The organism is Pseudoalteromonas amylolytica, assembly GCF_001854605.1.
Taxonomy (GTDB): domain Bacteria; phylum Pseudomonadota; class Gammaproteobacteria; order Enterobacterales; family Alteromonadaceae; genus Pseudoalteromonas; species Pseudoalteromonas amylolytica.
Genome location: NZ_MKJU01000025.1, coordinates 894100 through 915014, shown reverse-complemented (window position 1 = coordinate 915014; position 20915 = coordinate 894100). Strand labels below are relative to the sequence as shown.

Here is a 20915-nt window from a genome sequence, read left to right as displayed (position 1 = left end):
CTTAAACGCAAGTACATTGTTTAGGCAATTTTTTCGTGCCACACTGCTTGGCAGAATAAAAAACAAATAGGAAGTCGTTATGCATCAGTTAAAGGCATTGCTTTGGTGTTGCGCAGTATTGCTATGCGTGGGTGAAGCGATTGGTAGTAGGGCGTTTGCCGATGAGTCACCGATTTACAGCTCCATGGCAACAGCACAGCCGGTATGGGCTGAACATGGTATGGTGTCGAGTCAAGAAGCACTGGCCAGTCAGGTCGGTGTTGAAATACTCAAACGAGGTGGTAATGCTGTAGATGCTGCGGTTGCTGTAGGGTTTAGCTTGGCCGTAACGTTACCTAGAGCTGGCAATATCGGCGGTGGCGGATTTATGTTGGTTCATTTAGCCAAAGAGAACAAAACCATTGCTATTGATTACCGGGAGATGGCGCCAAGCTCCGCTCACAAAGACATTTTCGTAGACAAAGAAGGCAACGTTGACCCCAAACTTAGCCTTGCTCACGGTCTTGCAGTAGGCGTTCCCGGAACAGTGATGGGTATGGAGTTAGCACTCAAAAAATATGGCACCATGAAGCTCAGTCAGGTTATTCAACCAGCGATACAGCAAGCCAAAAAAGGTATCAAGGTCACGTCCAGTCTAGCCAATTCTCTTTCTCATCCATTTATAAAAGAACGTATGTTAGAGGTTCCCGCTTCAAAGGCGGTATTTTACAAGCAAGATGGTTCTAACTATCAACCAAATGAGTGGCTGGTGCAAGGTGACTTAGCGCGCTCATTGGAGCTGATTGCCAAACATGGTAGCAAAGGCTTCTACGAGGGTGAAACCGCAGAGAAAATTGTTGCAGCGGTCACAGCTGCTGGCGGTATTATGACCTTAGAAGATATGCAAAATTATAAAGCTGTGGAGCGGCAACCTGTGTCGGGTACTTATCGCGGCTATGAGGTTATTTCTATGCCTCCCCCATCATCAGGTGGGGTGCATATCATTGAGATGCTCAATATGCTTGAACTATATCCAGTGGGAGAACTTGGCCATAACAGTGCGGCCAATATCCATCTACTGGCTGAGGTTATGAAACGTGCCTATGCGGATAGAAGTGAATACTTGGGCGACCCAGATTTTGTTGACGTCCCCCTCAAAGCACTGACAGATAAAAACTACGCCAAGCATCTGAGCAAACAAATTCATGCGGACAAAGCAACGCCCAGCGCACAGATCAAGCCCGGCAAACTACTTCCCTATGAGAGTGACCAAACCACTCACTATTCGGTAGTTGATAAATGGGGGAATGCGGTCAGCAACACCTATACGCTCAATTTCAGTTATGGTTCTGGCATCGTTGCCGCTGGTACGGGGATTTTGTTGAACAACGAAATGGATGATTTTTCTGCAATGCCAGGTGTGCCCAATGGCTTTGGTTTGGTAGGGGGGGATGCCAATGCTGTGCAAGGCAACAAGCGCCCGCTAAGTTCAATGACCCCGACCATCGTAATGAAAAATGGCAAGCCTTTTATTGTCACAGGCAGCCCTGGTGGCTCTCGCATTATCACCACGACCTTACAAGTTATTAGCAATGTTATTGACCATGGGTTAAATATTGCAGAAGCGACGGCTGCACCGCGCATTCACCATCAATGGCTACCTGATGAAATTCGCATAGAAAAAAGCTTAAATGTTGATACGCGTAGGTTGTTGGAGGCTAAAGGCCATCAACTGTCAGAAAAAAGCGCCATGGGGTCAACACAAACTATCATGGTAACCGACAAGGGGTTGTTTGGAGCATCCGACCCGCGCCGAGCTGATAGCGCTGCTTTAGGATATTAAACCGTTTGGTCAGAGGGATTCGTTCTGACCCAGACTTCAATTACTTACTTTGGGGTTGGGTCAGTTAAATATGTAACTATAATGACTGCGGTGTATTGACAAAAAATGTAAGCATGTTGAATAGAACCCTTAAACTAACAACACAGCGTCTAAATATTTCCGTTTTAGAACCGCAAAGTTATGAGATGTTAGTCGCTTTTCATCTGAGCATGTGCCAGAAGTAGCGCCTGCTTGAGTTTGTTTACGGTGCTGGTTGGTGTGCTTAAGCTTGCAACCACATAAAGCTCTTGGTTGCGTACTACTTCATTGTGGCGAAAATAACTGATCTTGACTGCGGTGTGTCGATGATTTGGAATGTGAGAAGCATAGATGGTTTTTACACGCCCTTTGTCCAACATTTGCCACGCACTGTCCATATCGGTGACGAGCACTAGATTAATGCCAACAACAAATCCCATGGACTGCAATATTGTTTCTTCGTAGCTGCCTCTAATGGCAACTGTGCTATAGGCAAGTGCGTCTTTTACCGAGTTGATTTCAACATCAGTATCACGATTGGAATAAAAACTATATTCAAGGGTTGTGAACTTGTACAGCCAATTGAACAAAGGCGCTCGCTGCTGCGTTTTAGCCATTGAAAAAAGCACCACATTGGGTTGTGTGAGTGTGAGTTCATAGGCTCGTGCCCATGGAACTACCTCAATTGAGCTATCAATTTTCGCAATGTCTAACGCATTTTTAACTAACTCATAGGCAATGCCTGAGTGGGCCTGTCCATCGGTAACGATTGTGTAAGGAGGGAAATGCTCAGTGAACACACTCAGTTGCGAATTAGCGCAATAAGAAGGTGAAGAGAAACAGCACACTAAAGCAACACCGAGATACCTAAACATAACAAACTCATAGAAGAAAACATCATCAAGTGTAGTCTGATGTATTCAAGTAAGCTAATGTAAATGTGTGGCGCGAGAAAATGTAGAATAAACCAGACAAGCTGCCTGGTTTATTCTGTTGTGGTATTAGTACTGAGGTTTTGGTGGAAAGTTTTCTAATATTTCAGTAACCGTTTTATTAATTGAAGCATCTCGCTGTTCAGGCGTTTGCTTGGTACGTAATCGACCTTCTTTAGCACCGCGCCAAACGAGCTGTTTTGAAGCGTTATCGATTACGTCAATAACCAATGTACCAACATCATACTCTCTGGTTGTGGTATGCGTTTGTACACCCCAGCCCCAGTAATTCCAGCGCACGCCATAGCTGGTGCTCAGTGTGTCTGCTTCTATTTTGCGCTCAACAGATGCATGGTAATTAACTAACATATCAGCCTTATCAGCGGCAACTAAGGTAATGCCTTGGGTTGATAAGTTTTGTGTGATGGCGTTGCGCACACGCTTTTCCATCAAGTCATTGATTTGATAGTCATTAGTTGAGGATTTTAAATTAGCATCAGGTGCCCATGCAAAGGTTTTATAGTTGGCAAATTCGACCGATTTATCATAGTCCCAATCAGGTAAACTTGTACAGGCACTCAGTAGCAACAATGCCGATGTCATAAATAACTTTTTAAACATAATGATATCTCCTTGGGCCAGCCTATATTTTTGTAACTGGCCTAAACAATCTTGTCTTGTAAGATCAGACTGCTTGAGTTGTGCTATGTTCCACTTCAATCCAGTCTTTTTCATCAACCCAGTTTTGACTGCCATTTTTAACGCTACGAATAGGAACGATATAATCGCAACTAATCTGCGGTTTAACCGACGCAAAAATTGGCACAAAGCCAAAGCTTAACGCGGTTTCAATAATCGCTTTTTGGTTTTGTGGATCAATGTCGGCTGCTTCATCGATATATATGGGTATACGATAAAGCGCCTGCTCTTGATCTGACAGCAAGTAACGTATAAACAACATACCACATAACAACTTGATTGTAATACGTGTTCCGTTAGAACCCGCGGAGTCAATCTTGTCAAAATGCTCTGTTTCGCCAGCGCGATTAACCACCTCAAAGCGAATATCAAATAAATCCGTTAACGTTAGACCAGCTTTGTCACTGGCGAGCTTAATCAAATGATCTTTAGCCTCATTAAGCGCTTTTTCATCACTTGGTTGCGAAGACAAGAGATCAAAATTATCGCCTTGCTCGTAATTATCTGAAGTGCTGATGATGGTATCTATACTGTCTACAAGCATTTTACGAGGAATAATATTAATCTTGAATGACTGTAAATTTGAGATACGATGCTGGCTTATGCCACGGTTGAAGCTGTTCATTTCGCGGCGCAATCTGTCCAAATCTTCACGCAGACCTTTGATGGTTGCTGCAACCTCAGTTAAAGCCACTCGCGCTTGACGGTCTACAGCATCACGTTCATTGTCCAGGTTATGATACGCACTGATTAGTTTGGCATATTTACTGTTTTCGTCTGTTTCATTGTCAAACTTGGTAATGCCAGCGTTATAAATGTGCAAATAGGTATTACGCACGTTTACTGCAAGGTTTCTTAGCTCATTGCATTCTTTGTTGAATTGGTGAACCACCTCAGCCAAATTATCAAAATCGAGCTTCACATCGACAGGATAGGGCGCTTGTTTGCCGCTGAAGATATCCAATGTGTGATCAATACGTTCTGACTTAACCTGTCGTAAACGATCGCTTTGACGTGATAGTAAGTCTTGCTTACTTTTAATGATTGAACGTCTATCTGAAATTGACCCTGCATTACGCTGAACGTCTTGTAAATACTCATCTACTTGCTCTCGCTCCGCCGTCAGCTGTTCACGCAATAGCTCTTGTGCTTCAACCGATTGCAACATGGTTTGATATTGTTCAAAGCGTTTCAAAGCGCTTTCTAATCCCATCAACTCGTCATACAAGGCATCACGCTCTTGTTGCTTTTGCGCGACGTTTGCAGCCACTTCTCGCTGTTGTTTAAACTCAACAAGCGACTGTTGTAGAGCATCTAACTGTGCTTTGAGTTGCTCTTTATTTTCACCACTTTGCATCTGTACTGGACTGAGCTTTTTGAGCTTGATAGTCGCGCCTGGCACATTTAACTCACCACCTTTAACGTTTGCAGAGAGTTTCTCTAAAAACTCACTAAACGCCTCGTCATCGGTAATGGTGATATCCCCTTGATTTGTTGTGGCAAAAGACAGCAAATCAGGATTGAGAATACGAGAGATCTCTTCTACTTCTTTCAAAGACAGATCTTCACGCATTCGCGTAAACAGATTGAACTCGAGGTTTTTGAGTTGTAGTTTCAAGCTCTTGATCTGTTTTTGCGTTTCATTGATGCGATAGTCTAGGGTGTGAAGGCTTTGGCCTTGCGCACTGTTGATTGAAAACGACAACTGCTCATATTCTTTTTTCAACAGTTGTAAATTGGTTTTCAATGTAGCGTGATTAGTCAGCTCAAACTCTGACTTGAGGGCATGGTAATCAAGAAACCATTGCTCTATTTGCGTTTGACGGCGTTCAATGTCTCTAGATTGTTGCAAGTAAAGCTGTTGTTTTTGCTCAAAGTCATGCTTTTCTTGCTCTATATCTTCTAATTTAGCATTAAGTTCAGCCATATGTTCTTGTTGATATTGATCATACTCAACCAAGGCCACGTCAATCTTTGGCGCATACGCTGCAAGTTTACCTTTGATTGTGGCTTCGCTTTCAAGCATGGTTTCAAGTGCTGAAATAGGCTCTTGCATGGACTCAAGCGCGGCTAACTCTCTACGTGATCGATTTACTTTATCGAATGCACGTCGCCACACTTCATAAAAGTCTACCCGAGAATTTGACATATGACGTTCAAAAACTCTCAACATAAAGCGTTTTACATCGCTTGCGCCTAGCTTGTGCAGGTTTAAAATGCGGCGGAATATCTCTTTATAAATTGCTGCATCCTGAACATTGTTAAGTGGGATCATCTTAAGGTTCACGTCGCCGTCAAATGGAGTCGCACCACCTGTTAACAGCGCATTGAGCTCTTGGGCTTTAAGTTCGATTGGCTTCTTGCCTTGTGATTCAAGATGCTTGAAAAGCTTTGTATACTTTATGATGCTTTTGCCTTCGGTAAAGTTATCTAATGACAATTTGCCTGAGTAACAAAAGAACTGGTGCGCAAATCCCGCTATTTTACCAAGGCCGGCTACGCCTATCACCACATCACCATGGGGCAGGTTGGCTTCTAATAAAATATAGGATTGATCGGTTGAGAAGTAGAACTTTCTGGTTTCTTCTAAATCGTGGCCATCCCATTCGGTTAAACGTAAATCATTGATAAGCGGAAACTGCAAGGCATTGATAACGGAGCTTTTACCCGTGTTGTTTGGCGCGCAAATCGAGGCGCTTTTATCAAGCGGAATAACGCATTTTGCATAGCCTGCTGTGTTCAATAACGCTAATTTACTTAGCCCGTATAATTTACTCATACTTCATCCTCAAGGGCATCAAAACCATCTTCGTTCACTTCCATCAACGCGTCGATATAGCGATAAATGGGTGCCAAATGCATGAAACCTTGTTCAACCTCTTTGGCAAGGCCTAACCTGACCATTCTTAAATACACATCTTTACGCAAGTCTGAACCAGAGAAAATCTCTAATTGATCAAATAAATGTTTGTTCAATTGCACCAGAGTTTGCATCAATTCAAGATCTGCCACTTCGTCAAATAGCGCGCGTAATGGGTCTTTGCCCTGATTCGCGTAATGTTCGATAAGAATAAACACCGTCAGCGCGATAGCGCGCGATATCTTCCCCATATTAGGTGTGCTTTCATCACTTGCGAGATAGTAAAAACCGCGCCTATCGTGCTGTAAATCATGTCCTAAGGCGCTAAAAAGTGCTTGATAGGCTTCAATATTTTGATCAAGCTGTTGCCACAGCGTGGTGTCTTGTTCACTGATGTGATAACCGCCCACTAGCTTTTTATTGATAGCGTGCAGTTCTGTCAGTTCTGATAAATTAATCTGTGTCATGGTGTGTTTCTTGTACTGTACTGGCGTTGAACGGGTAAAGTGCAAAGGTGTGTTCATTAATAGTCACCTTGGCGCGTTCATTATCTTGTTGTAATTCAAAATCTTGGTCACTGACTAGCTTTTGATACAAAAACAGCATTTCGTCAGCGTCGAGGCTTGGGTATTGGGATGTTAAAAAGCCCAGTAAAGCTTGGCGTTTATTGCCATTGTCTGCAAATGTACGGGCGAATGCGGTGTGCACATCTTGATAATCTGGAATGTTCGGACTGTGATAGGCTGGCACATCTGTTTGGTCTGGTAACTGGTAATCGTCGTGCTCAAATTGGGCCAAGCTTGCCATATAAGCAACCATATGACGTTTTTGTCCAAGTGAAAAGCGTTGTATATCAGAGACAAATTCAGGTTGAACTGATGTCAGCATTCGATCAACGCCATTTTTGCGGATAAGCCCCAATACTTTAGCTGCTTGCCTTGTTATTAACGTGTTACGACGCAATTCTTCACGCAACGGCATCAACATATCAGCACTTTTACGCAAGCTTTCACGGCCGATTAGATGCATATCTAAAATGCGTGTGCGTAACTGTTCTAACATGCGCTTGTCGTGAGCGCCTCGTCCAAACAGCTCAATGCTGTCTATTTGGTGACTAATCTGCGATTCGATAACAGCGAAGCAGGCATGAAACTGTCCGCGAATGTCGACCATTTCTAGCATGGGTTCGATGTACTCATCAAACGCTTCAATCACAGCACGGTAACGTTTTTGCAAAGACAGGTTGCTGTTATCTGACTTTGCTTGTTCAACAATATTAAAAATAGCGCTTTCATTATGTTGAAATAATTTCACGATCTTACGAACTCGTTCATCCATAATGCGGCTAAAACGGCGTAATTCGCTAAAATCACCTTCGTCTCCGGCTTGCTGTAAGCGTGTTCCTAGGCGCTCTAAATCCTTAACTAAAACGGTAATTTCTTCGGCTAAACCTAAGTCTTCTTCTTGTAACAAAAAGCTGGCAAAATCAGCCACAGCTCGGTTGATCTCCAGTTGTGAAGACTTCGCCAATGGAATTATTATTTCTTGATTTAACAAGCGGTTAGTTTCTCTGAATATTCGCTCGCTGGTCCACTGAGGGTTTTTATTCTTTATGATGTTTTGAACATCTTTCAGGCTGAAATCGGTCATTTTAAACCGTTTAAAAAGCAGCTCTAACACACCCCAGTGTTCATTGAGGGTATTCAATACTTTTTTTGCTGGGATCATAACTTTCCAGTTTGTATCAATTTTGTGACATGCAGGGTAAATTAATTACTTCTAGCCGTAGCGCATAAATGTAGCAAATGCTATTCTTCGCGCCGACTTACACGTTACCTTCAAATTTATTTACTTTTACTTACAGGTTGTTTACGCAATATGGTTACGCCCATTATCCTTACCCTGATAGCGATTGCGTTCTTGCTTATCGTTATAGAGGATATCATCCATGTAAACAAGGCCAAAACTACCCTTTTTTTTGGTACTTTATGTTGGATTATCGCTTTTATCTCCCCAATTCATGGTCAAAGCCCAGAAACTGTACAACATCAGCTAGATCATAACATTCTTGAAATCGCCACACTATGGCTTTTCTTGATGGCTGCGATGACATTTGTGGCCTATTTAAACTCCAAAGGATTTATCCAGAACATCGTACATCGTGTCATGCCCGCACAGATAAGCGAAAGAAAGCTGATGTTTTTGGTGGGGATCTCAGCTTTTGTGTTTTCGTCGATTTCTGACAATATTACCGCCACTTTGATTTCGCTGGCAGTTGTTATGTCTTTGAAATTAGACCCTAAAAAACTTATTAAGTATGCCACTTTGATTATTTTTAGTGTCAACAGTGGCGGGGTATCACTGATCACAGGGGACGTAACCACGCTGATGATATTTTTAGCGGATAAAGTAACTATTCCTGATTTGTTGTTATTGATAGCGCCAGCCCTTGTGAGCGTAATAGCACTGGCTGCTATGCTGTCGATTGGTATGAACAATACCTTAGAGTTTCAAAAAGCGGAGCTGCGTCGCATAGAAAAAACCGACATTACAATCGCGGTTATTTTTATGACGACCATTTTTGCCACTTTATTTCTGAGCGTTCAATATCAAGTGCCACCGTTACTAACATTTTTGTTTGGTCTGTCATTGATGTTCTTGGTAGCGCAGTTCCTAATGCGAAAAAAAGATGTAAACAAAAAAATTATCGATTACATTCGAGAGATTGAATATGACACCTTGCTGTTCTTTGTTGGTGTATTGCTATTAGTTGGGGCATTAAAAGAGGTGGGTGTGCTTGCAATGTTCACAGATTTGTATGTTTACATGAGCCCTGAGTATGCCAACTATCTAATGGGACTACTCTCTGCAGCGGTTGATAACGTACCACTTACAGCCGCTTTGTTAAAAGCTGATATTACCATGACCGCGCAGCAATGGTTGATGTTTACCTATGCAACGGGTGTGGGTGGTTCAATGTTGGTGATTGGCTCTGCGGCGGGTATTATCGCGATGAGCAAAGTTAAGGCGCTAACATTTATGAGCTATTTGCGCATGTCACTGTACCTGCTGATTGCTTACAGCATTGGTTATGTTGGTGCATATCTGTCTGGCCAGTTTATTTAACGTTTTTTAGGTGTCTCGATAATAAAAACTTGACACCTAGACGGCTAAAAGATATTTTTTACAAGCCCGCTCTGTGAGTGGGCTTTTATTTTGCTGTTATTCAGGTTTAATAACGCAAAATAAACAGAAGAGGTGCGATGCTTAGGTATTTAGCGGTAGGTGACGAAAGCCTGTGACTGCTTTAGAGGGAAGTACTCGCCGAGGAAAGTTGTAGTACGTCGCTGTGACTTTTCGGTTTACGAGGCTGAATCCTCGGAACTGTCACCGTTTTAATGGTGGAGAGCTTCTGGCAAAGGTCATTTCACATACTTTTTGTACCTTCAATTGCCAAGTTCTCCTTTTTGAATTGACCCATCGAAATGCGGTCACAAGGAGATATAATGAACTCGCAGTACACAGTCGCAAAGTTTGGCGGAACCAGTGTAGCCGATTATCCAGCCATGCAACGCTGTGCAAAAATCATTAAAGATGATACACAAGTACGTGTTGTGGCAGTCAGTGCCAGTGCTGGTGTAACCAATCATCTTGTTACACTTACGCAGCAAAAAGCCGATGAGCAACAGCGTTTAGAGCTCGTGCAAGCCGTACTTGATATTCAAGATGCGATTTTAGCAGAGCTGTCGCTAGATGCTGATCTTGCACAAGGGTTTGAGCAAACCATCACGGAATTTAAAACGTTGGCGGCATTACCAGCACTCAGCGCACAACAGTGTGACGAAATGCTGAGTTTTGGAGAGCGTTTATCTTCATATCTGTTCACACAGGTGTTGAGAAATTTAGGTGTTTCAGCGCAGCGTTTTGACGTGCGAAAAGTACTTAAAACAGACAATCGCTTTGGTAAAGCAACGCCTGATATTGCTGCTACTGCGGTTGCTGCGCATAAACACTTAATGCCATTGCTTGGTGAGCATGTTTCCGTCACGCAAGGTTTTATCGGTAGTGACCAATATGGGCAAACAACAACGCTTGGCAGAGGGGGATCGGATTATAGTGCAGCCTTACTCGCAGAAGCTATAAAAGCCAAAAGTGTGCACATATGGACCGATGTAGTGGGGATATTTAGTACCGATCCGAGACTATGTAACAAGGCAACACCGATCGCCCGATTAAGCTTTGATGAAGCCGCTGAAATGGCAACGTTCGGTGCGAAAGTATTGCACCCAGCTACGATATTGCCCGCAAGTCGAAGTGGTATTTCGGTGTTTGTGGGTTCTAGTCGAGACCCTCAAGCGGGCGGTACATGGATTGAAAAAGAAAAGTCTAGTACGCCGGGCATTCGCGCTGTAACTCAGCGAAAAAACCAAATACTGTTGACCTTAAAGAGCCCTGAAATGCTACTCGCGAGCGGCTTTTTAGCGCGTATATTTACAATTTTAAGTGCATATAACATCTCTGTTGACTTAGTTACAACGTCAGAGATCAGTGTTGCGATTACGCTTGATAATGCCCAAAACGCATCGCGCCCTGAGCTGGACCAGGCGTGTTTGGAAGAACTCAGTGAGTTTTGCCAAGTAACGGTTGAAAATAATCTGACGCTTGTCGCGCTGATTGGGTCTGAAATTCAGCTAAAGCAGCATGAAATAAACCTAATGCAAGTGTTATCCGATTTCAATATACGTTTGATCTGTCACGGTGCAAGTAAACACAACTTGTGTTTTCTAGTTGAGCAACCCCATTCAGATCATGTCGTGCAATCTATTCACGCAAGGTTATTAGAGACGGCGTAAATAACTCACACTATGGCAATCATATGGTTGCCATAGCTGGTATTTGTTATTTGTCACATTGAGTAAGTATCAACGCTTTATTAATCAGACCATTAACTACTTTGACAGGGCATAATTAAAGTGCTGATCTGGACCTATTATATTCGCATTTTTTAACAACTTGAGTATAATCGGCCCCCTAAAACAATAACTAAATTAGACTTTCTATGGCTCAATTGCGAGATGGTTTTCAAAGCCGAATTGGCTTTGTACTCGCTGCGGCAGGTGCTGCGGTAGGACTAGGTAATATATGGGGATTTCCCACACAAGCGGCGAACCACGGCGGTGGGGCGTTCTTACTTGTTTACTTTATTGTTATTTTTTTGTTAGCGCTTCCCGCGCTTTACACTGAACTCTATCTTGGCCATCAGGCACAATCCAACCCTGTTAATGCACTGCGTCAAGCTTGGCAAGAAAAGGCCCCTAAAGTAGGCGCTGCGGCCGGCTATCTTGGTCTGAGTGGTGCGATTGTGATGCTTAGCTTTTACTCAATTGTTGCAGGCTGGATGCTAGCCTATTCACTAGAGCCTATTAGCAGAGCAATGGGCTTTGAACAAATAAATGCATTTTTGCAGGGCGATTCGACGGCACGCAATTTAATTTTTACACCACTGATGCTACTACTAACTGCCAGCATTATTCTCAAAGGTGTTAAATCTGGTATTGAAGCTTGGTCACGGCGCTTGATGCCAATGCTGCTGTTGTTGTTGGTTGCCTTAATTGCTTACATCGCCACTCTAGATGGGGCAGCCGAAGGGTTTAGTGCTTACCTAAAACCTGATTTTGCAAAAATTACAGACCCTGATCTGATCATTGCCGCGATGGGACAAGCGTTTTTCTCATTGTCGCTCGGGGTTGGCTGTATGATGATCTATGGTTCATACCTCAAGCCGAATGAGAACTTGCCTAAATTGACCTTTAGCGTTGCAGCGTTAGATACTGGCGTTGCATTCTTAGCTGGGTTATTAATCATTCCGGCGGTATTTGTAGCGCAACATAACGGTGTTCAAGTGTTCCAAGATGGTAAGCTAATAGGTGAGGGGCGTTTAATTTTTGCCGTGTTACCAGAGCTATTTTCAAGTATGGGGGCAATTGGTTTATGGGTGGGCCTGACGTTTTTTGTCCTGATGTCGATTGCATCACTCACATCTACCATTTCTTCAACAGAAATACCGGTTTCATTCCTTGTTGAAAATCATGGTTTGCAGCGCAAAACTGCAACTTGGTGGGTGACGGTGGTAATAATGGTGGTGGCTACAACCATAATCTTTAACTTTGACTGGCTATTTGGGTTGGTAATTACCTTGTTTACGCAGTATCAGTTACCGCTGATGGGGTTGTTTTATTTTATTACTGTAGGTTGGATGTGGAAGCGTGGTAATCAGTTACGTTCAGAAAGTAAAGGCAAGCATTATTGGTTTGCACAATATGTACGTTTTGTGTGTCCAGTCTTGATGAGTGCTGTTTTTCTTAATGTTGCGGTAAAATAAATACACATGAAAAGGCGCTAATAGCGCCTTTTTACGTTCCATAGGCCTAATCAAATTACCAGCGATTGATGTAATTAACCTTAATGGTTTTTTCATCAAAATAGCTTTGTCGCTGATGCCAACCATCTTCCAAGTCGTAGCCCTTATTGATACTTACTTGGTATAATTCATCAGGCGCACTTTGGTAGCGTAGTCGACTAAAAATCGATAGGTTGTCAGAGCGTGTATTGTGCTGAATCATGGTATTCCAAGACCACTCCTCATTAAATGAAATATTTGCCTTTAACCGTGTACTGTACATATTTTCACTTAGTACACTTTGTGCGTAGTAGTGATGGTTTCTACTGAGCTGTAGCATGACATGTTTATTAGGTTTGTAGTTTAGCTCAGCAAGCACTTCTTGCCTGTCACTGTCATAAAATTCACCTGTCGTCAGTTTAATGTTACCAAATACACTTTGGTTAGTTGAAGTTTGGTAAAATACTGACCATTGGTCGAAGTGATAATCCTTTGCTGCAAAGCCTATGCGTCGGCCCATAGCATAGCGATTTTTTAACCGCTCTGTGCGAGCGTCATACTGTATTTGAAATACCGAGGAATCCTTCATCTGTATGCGCATTGGTCGAATGGTGTACATCTTGCTGAGCCAGTTGTTGTCTACATCGTTGCGCTGAAAATAGTTGTAGTTAACTTGATAGTAGTTAATGTAGTTGCTAAGAAAGCCAGTTTTGGGGCGGTGTCTAAGGTGGGAGACCCATTCGTAATAGTTAATACCATTGCGGTTAACAAAGCCCAATGCGGGGTTAAAGTCTTCGCCTAAATAGCGATATATTGCGCTGGCATAAATTTTGTCATTCGGTAATGTAATTTGTGCGCCATAGGCTATCGTATCGTCGTCATGGTGTTGTTTTTCAGTTTCCTGATACCACGCGTAGGCTCGAATTTGTTGATCGCCAAAAATGCTATTTTCATAACGATAATCAACTCCAAATAGCCCAGAATTATCACCGCCATCTGCGCTGCCATCGGTGATAATGGCACCTACTTGATGGTGTTGGCCTAGCTGTTGTTTAACTCGCGCTACACTCAGTTGGGTCGTATCATCAACTGAGCCATCTTTTTCTTGGTTAACGCTTAATACGCCAAAGCTGGTACCGTCTACTTTGCCTGTAAACTTGGTTCCCCAATCTATATCTAATACACCACTTTGTGGTCCTTGACCGATGCGACGAGAATAAAATGGCATGCCGTTATAGTCATAGTTACTAAAATCACCAAAACTAAACACTTGGCTGTCTTGTAAAAAAAAGTCGCGTTTTTCCTCAAAAAACTGACTAAATCGCGTCATATTGATATCTACTTCATCCACATCCGTTCCCGAGAAATCGGTGTTCAACGTCAGCACGCCGGTGATATTCGGAGAGAATTTATAAAATGCATCGAGCGAAGGCGTCCACTTACTTGATTCTTGGTTGTCTTTAAAGCTTAGCCCCGTTTTGATTTCAACTCCTTTACCTTGTGTTAGGCCATGAATGTTAGTGATTTTACCAACTTGTGGTGCTGTCCAGCCCCAGTTCGAGGGGTCATTCACGTTCCAATAGATTTGTTTATAGGGTTTTGACAGTTTGTGCCTAAGTTGAAGTCCCCAGTCTGATTTACTCGGGTCAAATGAGAGTGATTGCATAGGAATGGCCATTTCAACGCTCCATCCATTTTGTGTGCGTTGGTTTTTGGCATACCAAATCGTACTCCATTGTCCAATGTACTGGGTACCATCGATAAGTCCGTCTTCTCTCACACCTGAAGGAGAAACATGAAACAGGTATGCATCACGTTTATCAAAGTTTGTATCGAGTGTAATACCGAAATAGTCTTCGTTCCAAATGTTATCGCCTTGCGTTAAGACTCGGTCTGTAATGCTCTGTTGAGGTTGTGATATTTCGGCTGCGACATAAAAGTAAGACTCATCATACGCGACCCACGCTTTGATTGGGTATAGAGGGGTGTCACCTAGATTAGGACGAAATTCAACAAACTGTTCAATGACAGCTGCGTCCCTCCATTCGCTTGCGGTGATATTGCCATTTATGATCGGTGCTTGGGTAAGTTTGGCAATCTCGATGGGAGCGCGTTGATATGTTTGGTCGGCATTTACCGATAGGCTTGATAATGCTATTGCCAAGCAAACGTAGTTTGCATATTTCATATGGTTATCCTGCAAAAAAACTTGCTGACTATGTTCTTGGCAAAAGCAGATAAAGGCATGAAAAAGCAAGGAAATCTGGTGACAAAGATGTGATGATGCACGATATTTTTCGATAACTAGTTGAAAAGTAGGGTTTGTTTTTTGTTTTGGAACAAATAAAAAATCTTAGTTGTGAACTTTAATTAACAGTAATTCGTAGTGAACACACAGAAGGTAATAATTAGATATCAGAGGGAGCACAATTATCTATGAGTAGGGCGCTTTATTGGTTTACGCAAGATCTTCGACTTACCTGTAATCAAGGTGTTGATTGGGCTACAAAGGCTCACGATGAAGTCGTGTTTGTTTATGTGATTAACCCATCATGGTTTGCGCAAAACAACTACAATCACATGGCTGTGGGAACACATCGATGGCGCTTTGTATGTGATGCCCTGAAAGATTTGAGCGAACAACTGAGAAAGTTTGGTCATCATCTGCATTTGCTAGTGGGTGAGCCGAGCGAAAAGCTCACTGAGTTTATTGAAAGTTACAATATTGAGGCCTTGGTGCTTTCGCAGCAATTCGGTATTTACGAGCAGCGCATTTTAGAGCGCATATGCCAGCGTAATGAATCGGTTACGGTAAAGCAATTTAGCCAAACCACATTGTTCAACAATGACCAAGTTGAAGAGTTAGAGATACCAATGCGGTCATTTTCTACATTTAGAAACTTCGTCGAAAAACGGCCTTTAGAAATTTTTACAAAAAATGTGTTCCAACATCCTGCGGGGTTGCAAGGGACTGCTTTTCTTTGCCCAGAACACGCCGGGCACTGTAGTGAAGTCTTATCAAAAATGAACGATAGTATTGTACCATTTGATACTAATGGTGCTGGCTTTATAACTGGCGGAGAGCACAGAGCACAGCACCATCTAAAGACGTATTTTGAATCCTATGCCCCGTCTACCTATAAAGAAACCAGAAACGAACTAGATGGCTTTAGTAAATCCACAAAATTCAGTGCGTATTTAGCCATTGGCAACCTTTCACCTAAACAGATTTGGCTCGCGATAGAGGAATATGAGCGTAATCGACATAAAAATGACTCAACTTACTGGCTTAAGTTTGAACTATTATGGCGCGAGTATTTTCAATGGTTAATCAAGGTAAAAGGCAAGTCCTTCTTTTTGTTTAACGGTGGCGGAAACAGCAAGCCGTTGACTAGCTTCTATTCTCGCAGGTTTGCAGCTTGGTGTGCAGGGCAAACGTCATTTCCTTTGGTGAATGCCTGTATGAGGCAATTAAATGAAACAGGATATATGTCAAATAGAGGGCGGCAAATAGTTGCCAGTTGTTTGGTGAATGAACTGAGCGTTGACTGGCGCTATGGGGCCGCTTACTTTCAACAGCAATTGATTGACTATGATGTTGCATCCAATTGGGGGAATTGGCAGTACATCGCGGGCGTTGGCGTAGACCCTCGTGGTGGTCGCCATTTCAACATTCCAAAACAGGCGCAGTTATATGACCCTGATGGTGAGTTTGTAAAGAAATGGCGCGGTCATGCACAAAAGGAAATAGCATATGACGGTGTAGATGAATCCGACTGGCCATTACCGAAATGAACAAGAGTCAACTGAGCGTCAAACTCTGCCCTTGTTGCAAGCGGCCATTCACTTGGCGAAAAAAGTGGCAAAAGGATTGGCCGCATGTCAAATATTGCTCTAAGCGATGTGCCAATAATAAGCGTTTAATTGATAGAGATAGCAGTAATGAATAATAACTCATACAGGTGCATAAGGCTTATTCTTGGAGATCAGCTAAACCCACAGCACAGTTGGTTTAAAGATAAAAATGAACACACGCTATATGTTATAGCAGAGCTTCATCAAGAAACAGCTTATGTACAGCACCACATTCAAAAAGTGTGTGCATTTTTCTGTGCCATGCAACATTTTGCACAAGCGCTCAGTCAAGCTGGGCATCATGTCCTTCACTTGACGCTCGACGACACGCAAGCTTATTCATCTTTACCTGAATTGCTTACTTATTTGATAGACCAATACGGGGCAAGTCAATTCGAATATCAGTTACCTGACGAATATCGATTGAGGCGACAGTTGCAAGCGTTTACAACTGAGCTCAATGTCACCAGCATGTATTATGAGACGGAACACTTTTATCTTAATGAAAGTGCAATAAAACAAGAGTTTACAGCCGGTAAGCATCATCGGATGGAAGCTTTCTATCGTCGCATAAGAAAGAAATTTAACATTCTCATGAATGGTAATGAACCGCAAGGGGCACGCTGGAACTTTGATGCTAACAATCGAAACAAATTAAAACCACAAGACTTCAACGCCGTGCCATCGCCTTTGTTATTTGAAAATGATGTTCGCGAAATACTGGCACGGCTAAAAAGGCATTCCGTTAAAACGATAGGTAAGAGTCAAGATTTTATAGGCTGGCCTGTAACGAGGGCGCAAGCAAAGCAATTGGTGACTTTCTTTTGCAAGCAATGTCTACCGAGATTTGGAGAATATCAGGATGCAATGAGTTGCCAAATAGATAACGCCTTTGATAAGCGACAATGGAGCTTGTTTCACTCCCGTTTGTCATTTGCTATGAACGCTAAAATGATTAGCCCTGCCTATGTCGTTAATGCAGCATTGGCTTACTATGAACAACACAAGGCAAAAATATCCTTATCTCAGATTGAAGGGTTTGTTAGACAAATAATTGGTTGGCGAGAGTTTGTCAGGGGGATTTACTGGGCCAATATGCCACACTACTCACAGTTAAATAGTTTGTCTGCCACTCGTAAGCTGCCTGATTTCTTTTGGACTGGTGAAACACAAATGAACTGTCTGAAACACGTTATCGGTCAGTCTTTAGACGAAGCTTATGCGCATCATATACAGCGTTTGATGGTAACAGGTAACTTTTGCTTACTCGCAGGAGTAGACCCAGACATGGTGGAACAATGGTACTTAGGTATTTACATTGATGCGATAGAGTGGGTAGAAATGCCAAACACTCGTGGTATGAGCCAGTTTGCTGATGGCGGTATTGTGGGTTCTAAAGCCTACGCAGCAAGTGGTAATTATGTAAAAAATATGTCTGATTACTGCTCACAATGCTACTATAAAGTGAACCAAGCCTCTGGGCTAAATGCGTGTCCATTGAATTCGCTTTACTGGCGGTTTATGGATAAAAACCAGCAGGATTTTGCAAAAAATCCTAGAAATAGAGTGATATATGCTAATTGGCTAAAAAAATCAGGTGAACAACGCAAGGAAATTCTTGCGCAAGCCGAAGACTACATATTGAATATTGAGAACTTATAATTATTTAGCTCTATCGCCCACTATAGAAGCTGTAAAGGGGCTTGACAGTTTAGTTTAGCTCGGTGAACAGTGTTAATTATTTAGTTAGCGCAAAAAGCTGATTTCCAATTTTAGATGGCTTACCATACGGTTTTTTGCGAAAAGGATTACTATGGAACTGTCAACTTGGTTGAGTTTGGCCACCATCTGTATTCTGGGTGCTATGTCACCTGGTCCAAGTTTAGCTGTGGTACTTAGGCATTCACTATATAACAGTGCTTTACATGGTATTGTTGCAAGTGTATCTCATGGCATGGGAGTCGGGCTCTATGCGGTTTTGTCGCTCCTTGGCCTAGCTGGGCTTATCACTCATTATCCATTACTATTTCAGGGGTTAGTTATAGGCGGCGCTATTTACTTAGCATATATGGGCATTAAAATTCTTACCAGCACCTCTAGTGGTATTAATGTTCAACAGTCTGTTAGCCAAGTTAATTTCAAACAAGCTGCGCAAGATGGATTTGCGATTGCATTTTTGAACCCTAAGCTGGCGATATTCTTTTTGGCCCTATTTTCTCAATTTATTGATCCAGACAAAATGACCGTTTACACCGCAGCCATAATGTGTGCAACGGTGCTGGTGATAGATACCTTATGGTACTTTTTCGTATCGGTATTAACAGCAAGGGCCAAACAAAGGTTCGATTTGGCTTCTAAACAGCAAATAATCGATAAAGCCTTGGGGGTTGTATTCTTGTTGTTAGCGTTAAGGGTAGTCGTGACGCAACTCTCTTAAACAACAGAATTGGTTAAGCTAAATTTTTACTATATAACTCAAAGATAACCTGTTTTAACTCCTCTAGTCCTTCGTGAATGTCCATGATTTCTAACGACACTGTGGTGTCGTTAACTATTTTTGAGATGTCTACTTCAAACTGAGCGCTTCGGTTATTGGGTAGGTGAAGAGTGACTTTTCCTTGCGTCAGGGCATCATATAGGGATATGGCCATGAAGGGGTGTGTACGGATCACAAGACCTGAAAGTGACAATGATAAAACATTAAAGGGCGTACTGACTGTGTCGCTCTTAAGTACAATGCCGGTGAGTCTCTTAGTTATCCAGTGGCGATTACTCGACTGCGCGGCAAAAATATTTGGTAGATCACATGAAAAGGTCGGCAGTCCAGCCTCGGATGTGTGCAAATGGGCGGGAAAATAAACAACCTCTGAGTTTACCTTAGCAACCACTTGAATATCAGTGGCTTGACGAAGTGTATGTAACCATAGTTTTAGCTGTGAAGCATGCTTTTCTTCGAGGCAAACATCAAAATGAGGCTTACTTTCTTCTTGTAACACTTGATAGATAAATTTTGTTTCTTCCTTTGAAAGCTTCATAGTGTTATTCCGCTAAAAGTGTTGTAGGTAAAAATATGCATACTTTGTACCGCTTATAGCACTTAAAATGAGTGTACGACCATTCACAATAATTGGCGATTACAGCCTATTACAGACAGCTAAATATAAAAATTACTCATTAAGTCTTATGCGTTTATAATCTTATCGGCAGAATTAAGCCGAGATTTAGCTTAGAATTAGACTGAAAATAGCAACAATATAAAGCAACGTTACATGAGAGTTTGCGATATGGGCAATAAACGAGCCATGAACAGGCTTAGAAAGTGGGCGTATGGTTGGCTTTTAGTTTGAAAACCTGTTGTTCAGCTCGTTCAATAAGTTTGTCCAGTTCGCCACTTTGTTGCAGCTCCTTGAGCTTACAGTCTACCTTGTTTATGAGTTCAACATGTTCGTTGCGAATATAGTGATAGAGGGTCTGTCGGTTTAGACTTTTTGGGTGGGCTACTACACCAGACATGCCAAGACTTCTTAGCGTAACTAAACCATCCATTTTATTGGTCAAAGCCACGTCTGCAAGACCTGTGTTGACCAATCTTAGCATCTGTGCGGTGTTATCAGTGTCGGTAACATTCTCCATACCCCGAGTAATATTTTGTGTGTGTTTAACGCCTCGTACTTTGACTACCTGATACCGGCTGAGATCATTTGCTGTATTTATGACAATACCACTGTCTTTTCGGGTAAATACCATGGTTTCTAAATAGTAGTAGGGTGTGGGTACGCGTGTCACGCTGGGTGTTTCTTCGCCATAGCTGTAAATACGCATGATCTCGCCATCATATGCGCCAATCGAAGCTTTATGGTGGGCGCGCTTTCCTGGCAGAGGAGTTATTGTTATTTGAATGCCAAGTTGTTGGTAAACTTCAGTTAAAACAATTCTACCAACTTCTTGTTCAATAAGGTGATTTATAGCAGCAAAATGATACTGCTGGGCAAAGCAAGTAAAGGATAAATGTAATAGAAACAAAATAATGTATTTCATGAAGCTGTGAAGGTTTAAAATGCACCTCCAAGAATTATAGCGCAATTGAGCTTAGAGCCTGAGCGCAAATCAAGAATCCATGGGCTTTGTCTTGGCCAATTCATTGTCATTTAATAAGCAGCACAATTCATGTAAACACAAGAGCATAACTGCCGATATAGACCTGTTGTGTACAAATTGGGCAATGTTTTATGTGAGATCCTGCATAAATATGGTGCAATTCACAATTTAATACATATTTACGTTTGCATTAATTTTTTAAAAACCTAGTATGCTAAAGCGCGCAAAATA

General features: G+C 42.3%; 16 protein-coding genes and 1 riboswitch. Of the genes, 8 read left to right on the top strand and 8 right to left on the bottom strand.

Annotation, left to right across the window (positions count from 1 at the left end; translation table 11 throughout):
* Positions 1-79: 79 nt before the first annotated feature.
* A complete protein-coding gene (gene ggt, locus BET10_RS10540) occupies positions 80-1822 on the top strand; it encodes a gamma-glutamyltransferase (protein WP_070985505.1) in 1743 nt (580 codons plus the stop codon).
* 188 nt (positions 1823-2010) lie between these two features.
* Here the strand turns inward: ggt and BET10_RS10535 are convergent, their stop codons facing one another.
* The 5 genes from BET10_RS10535 to BET10_RS10515 all read right to left on the bottom strand — a co-directional run bounded on the left by BET10_RS10535 (position 2011) and on the right by BET10_RS10515 (position 8059).
* Entirely contained in the window at positions 2011-2715 is a 705-nt protein-coding gene (locus BET10_RS10535) for a substrate-binding periplasmic protein (protein ID WP_070985504.1), read from the bottom strand.
* Between the two features lie 126 nt (positions 2716-2841).
* The gene (locus BET10_RS10530; RefSeq protein ID WP_070985503.1) at positions 2842-3393 is read right to left on the bottom strand and encodes a DUF4136 domain-containing protein; all 552 of its coding nucleotides are present in this window, start codon (positions 3391-3393) and stop codon (positions 2842-2844) included.
* Between the two features lie 64 nt (positions 3394-3457).
* The gene (locus BET10_RS10525) at positions 3458-6250 is read right to left on the bottom strand and encodes an ATPase (protein ID WP_070985502.1); all 2793 of its coding nucleotides are present in this window, start codon (positions 6248-6250) and stop codon (positions 3458-3460) included.
* The gene (locus tag BET10_RS10520; protein WP_070985501.1) at positions 6247-6798 is read right to left on the bottom strand and encodes a condensin complex protein MksE; all 552 of its coding nucleotides are present in this window, start codon (positions 6796-6798) and stop codon (positions 6247-6249) included. The genes BET10_RS10525 and BET10_RS10520 overlap by 4 nt, the downstream gene beginning before the upstream one ends.
* A complete protein-coding gene (locus BET10_RS10515) occupies positions 6785-8059 on the bottom strand; it encodes a hypothetical protein (protein WP_070985500.1) in 1275 nt (424 codons plus the stop codon). The genes BET10_RS10520 and BET10_RS10515 overlap by 14 nt, the downstream gene beginning before the upstream one ends.
* Positions 8060-8209: 150 nt before the next feature.
* On the opposite strand from BET10_RS10515, the gene nhaD reads away from it, so the two are divergent.
* From nhaD to BET10_RS10500, 3 genes are all read left to right on the top strand, one after another.
* Complete coding sequence (gene nhaD, locus BET10_RS10510) at positions 8210-9457, top strand: sodium:proton antiporter NhaD (RefSeq protein WP_070985499.1); 1248 nt, start codon at positions 8210-8212, stop codon at positions 9455-9457.
* Positions 9458-9576: 119 nt separating this feature from the next.
* Positions 9577-9751: riboswitch (Lysine riboswitch) on the top strand.
* Positions 9752-9837: 86 nt separating this feature from the next.
* Positions 9838-11184 carry a lysine-sensitive aspartokinase 3 gene (lysC, locus tag BET10_RS10505; protein WP_070985498.1) on the top strand — a complete coding sequence of 449 codons (1347 nt, stop codon included), beginning with the start codon at positions 9838-9840 and terminating at the stop codon, positions 11182-11184.
* A 206-nt stretch (positions 11185-11390) separates the two neighbouring features.
* Positions 11391-12713 carry a sodium-dependent transporter gene (locus BET10_RS10500; protein ID WP_070985497.1) on the top strand — a complete coding sequence of 441 codons (1323 nt, stop codon included), beginning with the start codon at positions 11391-11393 and terminating at the stop codon, positions 12711-12713.
* Between the two features lie 55 nt (positions 12714-12768).
* On the opposite strand, the gene BET10_RS10495 is transcribed toward BET10_RS10500, so the two are convergent.
* Positions 12769-14919 (bottom strand): carbohydrate binding family 9 domain-containing protein, encoded by a 2151-nt coding sequence (locus BET10_RS10495; RefSeq protein ID WP_070985496.1) that lies wholly within the window; start codon positions 14917-14919, stop codon positions 12769-12771.
* A 248-nt stretch (positions 14920-15167) separates the two neighbouring features.
* Here BET10_RS10495 and BET10_RS10490 point away from each other — a divergent pair, with 248 nt between their 5' ends.
* The 4 genes from BET10_RS10490 to BET10_RS10480 all read left to right on the top strand — a co-directional run bounded on the left by BET10_RS10490 (position 15168) and on the right by BET10_RS10480 (position 19023).
* Positions 15168-16526 carry a DASH family cryptochrome gene (locus BET10_RS10490; protein WP_070985495.1) on the top strand — a complete coding sequence of 453 codons (1359 nt, stop codon included), beginning with the start codon at positions 15168-15170 and terminating at the stop codon, positions 16524-16526.
* Positions 16523-16681 (top strand): DUF2256 domain-containing protein, encoded by a 159-nt coding sequence (locus BET10_RS21145; protein ID WP_083330501.1) that lies wholly within the window; start codon positions 16523-16525, stop codon positions 16679-16681. Before BET10_RS10490 ends, BET10_RS21145 begins: the two co-directional genes overlap by 4 nt.
* Entirely contained in the window at positions 16674-18248 is a 1575-nt protein-coding gene (locus BET10_RS10485) for a cryptochrome/photolyase family protein (RefSeq protein ID WP_070985494.1), read from the top strand. Before BET10_RS21145 ends, BET10_RS10485 begins: the two co-directional genes overlap by 8 nt.
* Before the next feature lie 151 nt (positions 18249-18399).
* Positions 18400-19023: a LysE family translocator gene (locus BET10_RS10480; protein WP_070985493.1), complete on the top strand. Its 624-nt coding sequence runs from the start codon at positions 18400-18402 to the stop codon at positions 19021-19023.
* Positions 19024-19036: 13 nt separating this feature from the next.
* Here BET10_RS10480 and BET10_RS10475 read toward each other — a convergent pair whose 3' ends face one another.
* Positions 19037-19621 carry a hypothetical protein gene (locus tag BET10_RS10475; RefSeq protein ID WP_070985492.1) on the bottom strand — a complete coding sequence of 195 codons (585 nt, stop codon included), beginning with the start codon at positions 19619-19621 and terminating at the stop codon, positions 19037-19039.
* A 277-nt stretch (positions 19622-19898) separates the two neighbouring features.
* Positions 19899-20624, bottom strand: a complete 726-nt coding sequence (locus tag BET10_RS10470; protein ID WP_070985491.1) for a substrate-binding periplasmic protein — start codon at positions 20622-20624, stop codon at positions 19899-19901.
* Positions 20625-20915 lie beyond the last annotated feature (291 nt).